10 protein-coding genes are annotated in these 11,246 nt (G+C 50.4%); 8 read left to right on the top strand and 2 right to left on the bottom strand.

Going from position 1 to position 11,246, the window contains the following annotated elements; all coding sequences use genetic code 11:
• The coding region (locus M3200_RS08725) for a tRNA pseudouridine synthase A (protein WP_288178252.1) at window positions 1-499 on the top strand (499 nt) is incomplete at its 5' end.
• Window positions 500-540: 41 nt separating this feature from the next.
• Here M3200_RS08725 and M3200_RS08720 read toward each other — a convergent pair.
• Window positions 541-969: a universal stress protein gene (locus M3200_RS08720; protein WP_022383143.1), complete on the bottom strand. Its 429-nt coding sequence runs from the start codon at window positions 967-969 to the stop codon at window positions 541-543.
• Between the two features lie 133 nt (window positions 970-1,102).
• Here M3200_RS08720 and M3200_RS08715 point away from each other — a divergent pair, with 133 nt between their 5' ends.
• Both M3200_RS08715 and M3200_RS08710 read left to right on the top strand, forming a co-directional pair.
• On the top strand, window positions 1,103-2,182 hold the full coding sequence (locus M3200_RS08715) for a PsbP-related protein (protein WP_022383142.1): 1,080 nt from the start codon (window positions 1,103-1,105) through the stop codon (window positions 2,180-2,182).
• Window positions 2,183-2,248: 66 nt separating this feature from the next.
• Complete coding sequence (locus tag M3200_RS08710) at window positions 2,249-3,040, top strand: hypothetical protein (protein ID WP_022383141.1); 792 nt, start codon at window positions 2,249-2,251, stop codon at window positions 3,038-3,040.
• 49 nt (window positions 3,041-3,089) lie between these two features.
• On the opposite strand, the gene M3200_RS08705 is transcribed toward M3200_RS08710, so the two are convergent.
• Window positions 3,090-4,430 carry a winged helix-turn-helix domain-containing protein gene (locus tag M3200_RS08705; protein WP_022383140.1) on the bottom strand — a complete coding sequence of 447 codons (1,341 nt, stop codon included), beginning with the start codon at window positions 4,428-4,430 and terminating at the stop codon, window positions 3,090-3,092.
• 185 nt (window positions 4,431-4,615) lie between these two features.
• On the opposite strand from M3200_RS08705, the gene M3200_RS08700 reads away from it, so the two are divergent.
• The 5 genes from M3200_RS08700 to menC (M3200_RS08680) all read left to right on the top strand — a co-directional run bounded on the left by M3200_RS08700 (window position 4,616) and on the right by menC (M3200_RS08680) (window position 11,121).
• Window positions 4,616-5,857, top strand: a complete 1,242-nt coding sequence (locus tag M3200_RS08700; RefSeq protein WP_022383139.1) for an MFS transporter — start codon at window positions 4,616-4,618, stop codon at window positions 5,855-5,857.
• Between the two features lie 394 nt (window positions 5,858-6,251).
• Window positions 6,252-7,508 (top strand): MFS transporter, encoded by a 1,257-nt coding sequence (locus M3200_RS08695; protein WP_022383138.1) that lies wholly within the window; start codon window positions 6,252-6,254, stop codon window positions 7,506-7,508.
• Between the two features lie 73 nt (window positions 7,509-7,581).
• Window positions 7,582-8,697: an o-succinylbenzoate synthase gene (gene menC / locus M3200_RS08690; protein WP_022383137.1), complete on the top strand. Its 1,116-nt coding sequence runs from the start codon at window positions 7,582-7,584 to the stop codon at window positions 8,695-8,697.
• A 73-nt stretch (window positions 8,698-8,770) separates the two neighbouring features.
• Window positions 8,771-9,931 (top strand): M20 family metallopeptidase, encoded by a 1,161-nt coding sequence (locus M3200_RS08685; protein ID WP_022383136.1) that lies wholly within the window; start codon window positions 8,771-8,773, stop codon window positions 9,929-9,931.
• 77 nt (window positions 9,932-10,008) lie between these two features.
• Window positions 10,009-11,121 carry an o-succinylbenzoate synthase gene (menC, locus tag M3200_RS08680; RefSeq protein ID WP_022383135.1) on the top strand — a complete coding sequence of 371 codons (1,113 nt, stop codon included), beginning with the start codon at window positions 10,009-10,011 and terminating at the stop codon, window positions 11,119-11,121.
• The last annotated feature ends 125 nt before the right edge of the window (window positions 11,122-11,246 follow it).

The raw sequence follows: 11,246 nt of genomic DNA, 5'->3' as shown, positions 1-11,246 counted from the left end.
CCGTGCTCTTCCTGATGATATCGGCATCATGTCTTTGAAGGAAGCAGCGGAGAATTTCCATGCGCGCTTTTCTTCCTCGGGGAAACGGTACCGCTACCGCATCCGCATCGGAAGTCTCAAGAATGTATTCGAGAGACGGTACGTGTGGCAGCTTGGAAAGCCGCTCGATGTGGAAGCGATGAGAAAGGCGGCCCGCATTCTGGAAGGGACACATGATTTCACTTCTTTTACCAGCAACCGCCATATGAAGAAGAGTGCGGTCAGGACGGTCGAGGAAATCCGCCTGACGGAAGAAGAAGGGGAGCTTCGCATCGACTATACGGGAGACGGCTTCCTTCAGAATATGATCCGCATCATGACAGGGACGCTCGTGGAAATCGGCGAGGGTAAGAGAAGCGCTGATGATCTTGCCACAGTCTTTGAAGGGAAAGTCCGTGCAGAGGCCGGCTTCACGGCCCCGGCCGCAGGACTCACACTCCTTCGCGTATTTTACGATTAAAAAAAGCTCCCTTAAGGGAGCTTTTTTTAAAAACTTCTAATTTATCTGATAACCATGACGGGGCATTTTACGTGGCCTAAAACATACTGGCTGACGCTTCCCATGATGAAGGAGGAAATGGCGCCTCTGCCGCGGCTTCCCATGATGATCATGTCGATGTTGTTGTCTTCGGCAAGGGAAGTGATGACACGGCCCGGATCGCCGATCTTGACGAGTGCAGTCAGTCTGGTGCCTACCGGAATCTGCGCTTTCAGATTGCTTAAGACTTCTTCTGCTTTCTTTCTCATGGAAATGAAGCCGTTTTCATCGAGTGTGACCTGCAGGACAGGATAGGCAGCGTCGTTCATGTCAGCTACGTAGAGAAGGAAGAGTTCCGCATTGTGCTTGATTGCCATATCAAGACCGACTTTGAAAGCTTTTTCGGCAGTTTCAGAGCCATCAACGGGGACAAGGATTTTCTTGAATTCCATTCAAAACACCTCCGGGTTAAAAAAGTAAATATGCCGCTCTCTTATATCATTATACCATGAGACTTATTCTGAAACAGGGATTGAGGTTAAAGATTTGAATATTCTTTCTGATTTTCCGAAAAAAGGAGAACATATGAAATTAAAATCAGGAAAGAAACTGCTGGGAGCTCTTCTTCTGGCATCGCTTGTCGGATTTGCATCACTCCCGGCGGTTTCTGCAGAAGATGCAGCTCCCGCTGACGGGAATGGGCCGGCTGTCGAAACGAGGGAACCTTCCTATCCGGCAGTCAACGGACATTACAAGAATGAAGCATTCGGCATGGAGTTCGATCTTCCGGCCGCTTATACGGAAGATGCAGGAAACAAGCCGTACATGTACCAGGCACATCTTACGGATTACAATATGGGTCTGATGGTCCTGATGCAGGGAAGAAAGGCAGGAATTTCCGACAGCCGCCTGAAGGAAGAGGTGAAGCAGGTCGAGGAAATACCGGACCAGATGGCTAAGGGCTCCAAGGACGTGAAGATCATGGACAAGAAGATGGTGAAGGCCGGCGGCTATGACACGCTCCAGTTTGCCGTCCGCGGCGAGCATGACGGGAAACCGTTCATCAGTGTTAATGATTTCATCCTCACAAATTCTGCGACGTACATGATGAGTTTCACCATGAAGGATACGGATTACAAGAATAATCAGAATGAAATCGATGAAATCCTGAAGAGTGTCAGCTTCTTCACTGTATGGAGGACAGAGCCGGTCCGCACGACGAAGTATGCATACGACCTTCCTGTCGATGTGAAGGTGGGAGCTTCCGGAGGCATCAATCCGGACCATATCCTTCTTGGAACGAATGGAAGACTTTTGACGGGTGTTATGGTTGTGAAATCTTCGAAGAGAAGCGCACTTTCTTTCTGGCCGGAAAGTCTTTCAGGCCTCACGGAACAGCAGAAGAAGGGAGTCCTTGATGGCCTTAAGGGATATCTTTCCCTCGATCCTGCCATGAAGGAAGCCAAACATCTCACGATGGATTTCGTACAGATGAAAGCAGGGGATGCAGTCAGGGTCGATTATGATATCGATGATGACCATACGTCTGCCTGGTATTTTGCAAAGGACAAGAATTCCATCTGCTTCGACTATACGTATGGAAAGGAAGATGCCGATTATGCAGCAGGAATCGTTGAAAAGTCGACAGCATCCATTACGCTGTAACAGGTGATTTCCTTTTTATAAAAGCTCCTTTATAATAGAGGAAATGAGTATGACGGAGGTGCGGTTTTGTTATTTAATCTTTTTGGAAGCAATAAAAAACAGGAATTTATTGATGGATATGCCCAGAAACTGGCTGATGCGGCTGTCGAAGGTGAAATCGATGCAGATCTCCTGGAAGAACTGATCGATTATGCCCGCGAGCATGACCTCAGCAACAAGCAGCTCGCCAGTGCACAGGCGCTTGCTTGTGACAAAGCCTTCGAGGAGCTTTTCCAGAACGGGTACCTGGATGATGACGAGTATGACCTCTACAAGGATCTCATCGATACCTGCTACATGCTGAAGGAAGACCAGAAGTACAAGTACACGACGATTTCCAAACGCTGCAATGCAATCTACAAGATCCAGGAAAAGGGCCTTCTTCCGAAGGTGGATCCTGAATTTGCCAATGTGGATTACAGGGAGGGCGAGGACCTTCACTTCGCAGGCCCGGCCAAGCTGATGAAGGAAGAAAGCGGCGCAGAAAAGCTCTCTGGCGGCGTCATTGCCAAGGGCACTTTCTATAAGACGGGCGGCCCGATGGTTGGGGAATCCCCGAAGGGCTGGAAGGAAAACGGACCGGGCGTGCTCTGGATCACGACCGAGCGTATCGGATACCGCGGAAAGAAAGGAAAGTTCACTCTGGAGATCGAAGATCTCGATCATGCCGAACTTGCCAAGGGACTTCTTCTTTACTATGAAAAGGGAGAAGAACATCCGGAAGCCGTCAAGCTTGACGATCCGGAAATGGCAGGACTCATCCTTTCCCGTATCATCAACGGTCCGCCGGAAGAAAACACAGAAGAATCTGAAGAATAAAACGAGAAATGGAAAAGCTCTGCAGGCAATGGCCCGGCAGAGCTTTTTCTTATTTCTTGTTTTTATCGTGTTTCTTTGATTCGAACTGGATTTCTATGATGCGGCTGGGACGGCCTGTCTTATCCGTGAAGCGGCGGCCGACGTCCTGGGCGAGGTGATGATCGATGAGCTTGGCAAGGATGCGGTTGATCGTGCGCGGCGTGACGCTTGTCAGGTCGGCAAGCTCGGAGGCAGTGAAGCGCTGGCGGCCTGTATCGCGGCAGGCGTGGTAAAGGTCGGCGATGATCCTCACGCTGACGCCGGATTTCTTAGAGAGGTAGAGGAACTGCTCATCGATGGGATGTTCCTTCTTTTCCTGCGAGGCCTGCCCGTTTTTTGACATGGGGACGCGGGAGAAGAGCTCCTTCCCGATGATGTAGGCGCGATTTCCGCCGGAAGCTGAGGAGTGTTCCATGCCCTGCAGCGCATTGTACTTGGCTTCGGCTGCCGTTTCGCCGTATCCGATCCCGATCGAAAGGGTGAAGGCGGTCGTTTCAGCGACGTTGGAAAGAAGCGAGAAGTGGTGGTAATGGTTTGTCGCATTCTCGATGAGGGCAGGGGTCGTGAAAAGGAAGTACCCGGAAGGCGGCTGCTCGATGCAGGCGGCATCCAGGAAATGGGCAAAGCGGTGGATTTCACGCGAAACCTGCAGCTTTTCCATCGAAAGGCGGTAGTCATTGTTATTGGGAATGGATTCCTTGAGCGCGTCGATGTGGATGGCTATGACAGCAAGCCTGTTGCCGCGGTCCAGCATGGATTCGTGGGTGAGGACAAGGCGCTGCAGCCCGTTCCGGATATCATCGAAGGATGGCTGGAGGATGTAGACGGGAATGCCCTTGGAGTCAAGGATGTCGCGGACCTTGTAGAAGAGGGTGATGCAGTATGAGACTTTACCCATCCGGTAGAGCTTTTCCATGGCGGCTGCATTCTTGATGAGGAGGCCTTCATTGTAAGCAAGGATCGGAAGGATTTCGAGGGAAAAGTCGTTTTCACTCATCCCGATTTCCTTGAAGGCAAGGTCGAAGAAATCCCTCCGGTCAAGATCGGTCGCAATCCGCATGGGATATCCCTTGTCACGCGCCCGGTAGAAAAGGCGCAGAAGCGAGGCAGAGGAACGCGGGATGGTCAGCCATTCTGTCACATGCGGCACGGCTTTTTCCGCATAGCGGCGGGCCGTGTCTCCCAGAAAGAGGAAGGTCTCGACGCTGTTCTGGCGGCCGGAGAGGAGATCCGGGATTTCCACAATGGAATGATAAGGAAATGGGACGGCTTCGATTTCCGGAAATTCTCCGGAAAGGAAGGTGATGATTTCATCAATGATTTCTGCAGGGACTACGATTCCGATACGCATGGCGCACTTCCTTTTTGGTCAGAATAAAGGTCTATTAAGGACATGTTCTTTTCCTTATGCTATTCATAAGTGAGGTAAAAGTAAATAACTGGTTCGTCAGAAATCAGCTCACGGGCAAAGAAGTCCATGCATCCGTATTTTTTGCATGGTTTTTTTAGTAGGTTTGGGAGTGTAGGAGGTCATCTATGAGTTGGTTGAAAAAGTATCAAAGTGAAAACAAGTACGTGGTATTCTTCTTCCTCTATATAGGGTTCTGTATATCCTATATAGACAGGTCCGCCATCGGGCTCGCGCTTCCTTCGATTTCGAAGGACTTCGCCCTTGCGCCCACGCAGATGGGCGTCGTCATCAGCGCATTCTTCATCGGCTATTCCATCATGCAGATTCCTGGCGGCTGGCTGGCTGACCATTTCGGTTCCAAGACGGTCATCTGCATTGCATTGACACTCTGGTCCATCTTCACCTTCACGACCGGCCATGCATCGACGCTTGCAGGACTGCTCTTCCTGCGCTTCGTATTCGGTCTCTGCGAAGGTCCATATGCCGGTTCCTGCTACAGAGCGATTGCTGAATACTTCCCGCGTGAGCTTCGTCCTGCATTTACGACAGGCATCCTTTCCTCGAACTACATTGGAAGCGCCATTGCACCGATCATCATCGTACCGCTCATCCTCTGGTTCGGATGGAGAGGCATGTTCCAGGCATTAGGCTGCATCGGCCTCGTTTATGTATTTTTCTATGCTTTTTGTGTCAAACAGACAAAGCCGGCAGAAGAAGTCAAAGCAGGCAAGAAAGAAAACAAGACAAAGTACTTCCTGCACCTGATGAAGTTCTCTATCATCTGGAAACTTGTCCTCTGCGCATTCTGCGTATCCTGCATCAATAAAGGCCTCGATGCCTGGATGCCGACATACCTCATCGCAGAACGCGGCATCAACCTGAAAGCCGTCGGTTATGTAACGCCGATCCCGTTCATGGCATCCTTCCTGTCAACGGCAGGCTGCGGCTGGCTTATGAACAAGTATTTTGATAAGAAGGAACAGTACATGATTGCCATCTGCGCTGTCATGACCGCGATTTTCCTCTACCTGATGTACAATGCGGAAACCCTTTTCTGGGTCGTCGTATTCCAGTGCGGTGTGTACTTCTTCAAGGCATGCATCTTAGGTTCTGCTGTTGCTATCGTCCTTAAGATCGTCACCGGTTCCATTGCAGGTTCCGCTTCCACGCTTGTCAACATGGGTGGACAGGTGGCAGGCTTCATTTCGCCAGTCATCATGGGCTACCTTGTTTCTGCATTCAACGGTTCCTTCAATGCCGTATTCTATTACCTGATTGCTGCTGCAGCGCTCTGCGCAGTGAGCGCACTCCTGATCCCCAAGAGAAAAGAAGCTATGCTTGATCTGGGTGAAGGCAGCGAAGAATAAGTTTCATAAGAGCTGTGAAAATGATACCCGTTTTTGCAGCTCTTCTAATTTTCCGTAAGGCTTTGCTGCCACGAGGCTTTATTGGAAATAAGGGACAGGCGAAAGGCGCTGTCTTTAAGTCAACTGCATAGACTGACATCGATTCAATCGATATGCCGAAAAGAAATGCTCGATAGTCTCCGAGAAAAGTTTCCTATTTGGGACACAATAAAAGTCTGTTAAGGACATTGTCTTTTACTTATGATTAGCTTAAGTGAGACGACAATTTCATAACATCGGTTCAGGAAGAACCGGCTCACGGGTAATGGGGCCCATGCTGCAGATCTTTTATGCTGGCATGGCTTTTTTTGTAGGTTTTTCTTTAGGAAAAGGGGTAAGGAAAAGGAGTGTTTCTATGGGTTGGCTTAAAAAGTTTCAAAGTGAAAACAGGTACGTAGTGTTCTTCTTTCTCTATGTAGGGTTCTGTATTTCTTACATAGACAGATCCGCTATCGGGCTCGCACTTCCTTCGATTTCGAAGGATTTCACCCTTGCGCCCACGCAGATGGGCGTCGTCATCAGTGCATTCTTCATCGGCTACTCGATCATGCAGCTGCCTGGCGGCTGGATGGCCGACAAGTTCGGGTCGAAGTCAGTCATTCTGATTGCGCTCACCTTGTGGTCTATTTTCACCTTCATGACCGGCCATGCTTCCTCTCTTGCAGGACTCCTTTTCCTGCGTTTCGTATTCGGCCTCTGCGAAGGCCCGTATGCCGGTGCCTGCTACCGCGGCATTGCAGAATACTTCCCGCGTGAACTTCGTCCTGCATTTGCCACAGGCGTCCTGTCTTCGAACTATATCGGCAGCGCCATTGCTCCGATCATCATCGTGCCGCTCATCCTCTGGTTCGGATGGAGAGGCATGTTCCAGGCATTAGGCTGCATCGGCCTTGTTTATGTATTTTTCTATGCATTTTTCTATGCATTTTTCGTCAAGCAGGTAAAACCGGCAGAAGAAGAAAAAGCCGGCGCCAAGAAGGGAAGCAAGAAGGAATATTTCTTAAAGCTTCTCCATTTCTCCATCATCTGGAAACTCGTCGTCTGCGCATTCTGCATTTCCTGCATCAATAAAGGCCTCGATGCCTGGATGCCGACGTACCTCATCGCAGAACGCGGCATCAATCTGAAAGCTGTCGGCTATGTAACCCCGATCCCGTTCATGGCATCTTTCCTTTCCACCGCTGTCTGCGGCTGGATCATGAACAAGTATTTCGACAGGGTAGAACAGTACATGATCGGCATCTGCGCTGTCATGACCGCTGTCTTCCTGTACCTCATGTACAATGCAGAAACCCTTTTCTGGGTCGTCGTATTCCAGTGCGGTGTGTACTTCTTCAAGGCATGCATCTTAGGCTCTGCCGTTGCTATCGTCCTTAAGATCGTTACCGGAAATATTGCAGGCTCGGCTACGATGATCGTCAACATGGGCGGCCAGGTAGCAGGCTTCATTTCCCCGGTCGTCATGGGATATCTTGTTTCTGTATTTAATGGTTCCTTCAACGCTGTTTTCTACTACCTGATCGGTGCTGCTTCCGTCTGCGCTCTGAGCGCATTCCTCATTCCGAAGAGAAAAGAAGCGATGCTTGACCTGGGTGAGGGCAGTGAAGAATAAACGGAGCGGATTTTCCGCTTTCCCTTGCAGTATAGTTCAATGATTGTAGAATGGAAGTTAAGGAGGAAAAAGTATGAAAATTTCTAAAGTAGTTGTCCGCAGAATGAGTCTTGATTTCAAGGTGCCTTTCCGCACCAGCTTCGGACTGAATACGACAAAGGATTTCTCCATCGTCGAACTGCATGACAGCGATGGCAATGTGGGATATGGTGCCTGCTCGGCATTCATGCGCCCCTGGTACAATGAAGAAACGACAATGGGCGCTCTCTTCATTATCAAAGAATACCTGATTCCGGCTCTCTTTGATGCAGGTGATTTCAAGGACCCTGAATGGTTCTTCGATCATACATCCTGGATCCGCAGAAACCGCATGGCGCGCGCTTCTGTCGACTGCGCTCTCTGGGAACTGTACTCCAAGGAACTCGGCATTCCTGAATACAAAGCTCTCGGCGGCGTCAAGGATTCTGTCGAAGCCGGCGTTTCCTTGGGCATTGAAGATACACCTGACAAGCTTCTTGCTACGATTGAAAAGTACATGAAGCAGGGCTACCGCCGTGTCAAATGCAAAATCAAACCGGGCTATGATATCAATTACATGAGAGCTGTCAGAATAGAATACGGCGACATCATGCTCATGGTTGATGCCAATTCCGCATATACGCTCGCTGATATCGACCTCTTCAAGGAAATGGATGAACTGGGCCTTCTCATGATTGAGCAGCCTCTGGCATCCGATGATATCGTGGATCACCGCCACCTGCAGGCTGCCATCAAGACACCGATCTGCCTGGATGAAAGCATTGACAGTGTCGATGATGCCAGAAGAGCCATCGAGCTTGGCAGCTGCAAGATCATCAACATCAAAGTAGCCCGCGTGGGCGGATTGACCGAAGCCAGAAGAATCCAGAAATTCGCCGGTGAAAAGGGTGTTTATTCCTGGTGCGGCGGCATGGTCGACGACGGCGTCGCAAGGGGCCACAACATGGCTGTTGCCACCCTCCCGTACTACCGCTATCCGAATGATATCCCGGGAAGCGACCGCTACTATGCGGATGATATCGTAACCCCGTCCACATTCATTGACGATCATGCCATGATTCATCTGCCGCAGCTTCCGGGCACCGGCTTTGAACTGAATCAGGAAGTCGTTGAAAAACATACTCTTGAAAAGTGGGAATTCACAAAATAATCAAATAAGGAAGGAGCGCGGAGGGGAAGCCGTCCGCGTTTCCTGCTGTCATTTTTGAAACGGAGGAAAGGTTATGACGACAAGAGATAAAGCATACGAATGGATTGACGCGCATAAGGACGACATGGTCGATTTGTGGAAACAGATGGTGACCATCGATTCCGGCATCGGTGTCAAGGAAGGCGGCATGGAGATGGGCAATCTCTGCGCAGGAATCCTTGAAAAGCTGGGATTCTCCATCCGCCGCGTATCCTATGAAAAATGCGGCGACACGATCATCGGCGAACGCGGCGACCTGTCCAAACCATACACGATCCTCATGGGTCACATGGATACGGTATTCTTCAAAGGCGAACCTGAAAAGCGTCCGTTCACCATTAAAGACGGCAAGGCATACGGCCCGGGCGTTCTTGATATGAAGGGCGGCGTCTGCATCCTGCTCTCCACTCTGGAAGCGCTCCATGCAGCCGGATTTGATGATTTCCCGTGCAAAGTCATCCTTGTTGCCGATGAAGAACCGGCCCACGTATTCTCCAATGCGCCGGAAGTCATCGAGAAGGAATCCAAAGGCGCCAAGTGCGCATTCAACTTTGAAACAGGCTTCCCGGATCATGCCCTGGTCGTCCAGAGAAAAGGCTGCTGGCGTTTCTTCATTGAAACCTTCGGCCGCGGCTGCCATGTAGGGAATGATCCGCAGAACGGCAGAAGCGCTATCCTTGAAATGGCTCACAAGATCATTGAAATCGAGAACCTGACCGACTACTCCAAACAGTACAATGTCAATGTCGGCACAATCGAAGGCGGCACGGTAGCCAATGCGGCTCCGGCTCACTGCAAGGTGGAATGCGATTTCCGCTACGTCCATCCTGAAGATCTCCCCATCCTCAGAAAGAAGGTCGAGGAAGTCTGCGCCAAACAGTATGTGCCTGATGTCACGACAAAGCTCTATGACAGCGTAGGCTTTGCTGTCATGCCGCAGCTCCCGGGCAACCTTGAACTTCTGAAGATTGCACAGGAAGTCGCAGAAGAAAGCGGATTCCCTGTTCCGGGCCCGAAACTCTGCGGAGGCGGCAGTGATGCAGCCTACACGGAAGCTGCCGGTGTTCCGACACTCTGCGGCACAGGCGTTGAAGGCTCCAGAAACCATACGGTCGAAGAATGGGCCGATGTGGACAGCCTCTTCCGCCGCGCTAAGCAGATGGCAGGCATTCTTCTCAAGCTGAACGAAAAATAATTTGAAGATCATCTTAATACGGCAGGCCGCCCGCTTCGATGCTGGCGGCTTTCTGCCATGGAGGACAGGAGGACATTATGAGAATTGACCGCGTAGATATTATCCGCGTTTTGAATCCGTTCAAGCATCCGTTCCAGACAAGCTTCACCAAGTTTGAAAACAGGGACGCACTGCTTGTCAAAGTATATTCCGAAGGCCTTGTCGGCTGGGGTGAATGCAAGGCTTTCTACGGGCCTTTCTACAATCCGGAAGACAACGGCACCGTGCTTCATATCCTGAGCGACATCATCATCCCGGGCATCCTTCATACGGAAGTGGAAAGCCCGGAAGCTTTCATGAAACAGTTCGACTACATCAAGGGAAACCGCCTTGCCAAAGCAGCTGTCGAAAACGCTCTCTGGGAACTCATGGTCCAGCGTACAGGAAAGTCCCTGAAGACGCTCCTTGGCGGCACGCAGAAGGAAATCAAGGTCGGCGTCTCCCTTGGCATTGAAAAGGATATCAACGTCCTTTTCAAGGAAATTGAACATTACTTAGAACTTGGCTATCACAGAACGAAGATCAAAATCCATCCGGGCCGCGACATTGAAGTCGTCAAGGCCATCAGGAAGGAATTCGGGGATATCACGCTTACCGTCGATGCCAATTCCGCCTACACGCTTAAGGATATCGACCTCTTCCGCGCCATGGATGAATACCATCTCCAGTACATTGAACAGCCGCTCGGAGAAGAAGATATCGTCGACCATGCCACGCTCCAGAAAGCTATCGAGACACCGGTCTGCCTCGATGAAAGCATCGTTTCCTACGAAGCGGCAGAAGTGGCAATCCGTCTTGGCAGCTGCAAGGTCATCAATATCAAATCCAGCCGCTGCGGCGGTGTCTATGAAGGAAAGCGCATCCATGACCTCTGCGTTGCCCATCATATTCCTGTATGGTGCGGCGGCATGACAGAGCTCGGCATCGGCCGCGCGCAGAATGTTTCCTTTGCAAGCCTTCCAGGATTTATGGAACTGGCGCATGATGTGGCAGCTGCGAGCCGCTACTTCGACGAAGATGTGACAAACCCGATGGTAGACATCACTGACCGCTGCACGATCATCGTGCCGGATGAGGAAAACGGAATCCATTACGATGTCGATGAAAAGCAGATCGACAAGATGGAAGCAGGCCACTGGATTTTCAAATAAACGAAAATTTTACAAAAATCTTGTTGACACGCATTTCGAATCGTGGTAAAGTACACACAACGAAACGATGAAGAAAAAAGTAAGCGTCTGAAGACAGCAAAGCGAGTCCGGAGAGTGGAAGCGGA

The organism is Dialister sp. CAG:357, from assembly GCF_000435155.1.
Classification (GTDB): domain Bacteria; phylum Bacillota; class Negativicutes; order Veillonellales; family Dialisteraceae; genus Dialister; species Dialister hominis.
Note: the sequence above shows the minus strand (reverse complement) of the source record. Positions and strands in the feature narration are given on the sequence as shown.

Excerpts from the sequence above, each read along its gene's own strand:
- M3200_RS08720 (WP_022383143.1), bottom strand. The coding sequence starts at position 969 with ATGGAATTCAAGAAAATCCTTGTCCCCGTTGATGGCTCTGAAACTGCC.
- M3200_RS08715 (WP_022383142.1), top strand. The coding sequence starts at position 1,103 with ATGAAATTAAAATCAGGAAAGAAACTGCTGGGAGCTCTTCTTCTGGCA.
- M3200_RS08705 (WP_022383140.1), bottom strand. The coding sequence starts at position 4,430 with ATGCGTATCGGAATCGTAGTCCCTGCAGAAATCATTGATGAAATCATC.
- M3200_RS08700 (WP_022383139.1), top strand. The coding sequence starts at position 4,616 with ATGAGTTGGTTGAAAAAGTATCAAAGTGAAAACAAGTACGTGGTATTC.
- M3200_RS08695 (WP_022383138.1), top strand. The coding sequence starts at position 6,252 with ATGGGTTGGCTTAAAAAGTTTCAAAGTGAAAACAGGTACGTAGTGTTC.
- menC (WP_022383137.1), top strand. The coding sequence starts at position 7,582 with ATGAAAATTTCTAAAGTAGTTGTCCGCAGAATGAGTCTTGATTTCAAG.
- M3200_RS08685 (WP_022383136.1), top strand. The coding sequence starts at position 8,771 with ATGACGACAAGAGATAAAGCATACGAATGGATTGACGCGCATAAGGAC.
- menC (WP_022383135.1), top strand. The coding sequence starts at position 10,009 with ATGAGAATTGACCGCGTAGATATTATCCGCGTTTTGAATCCGTTCAAG.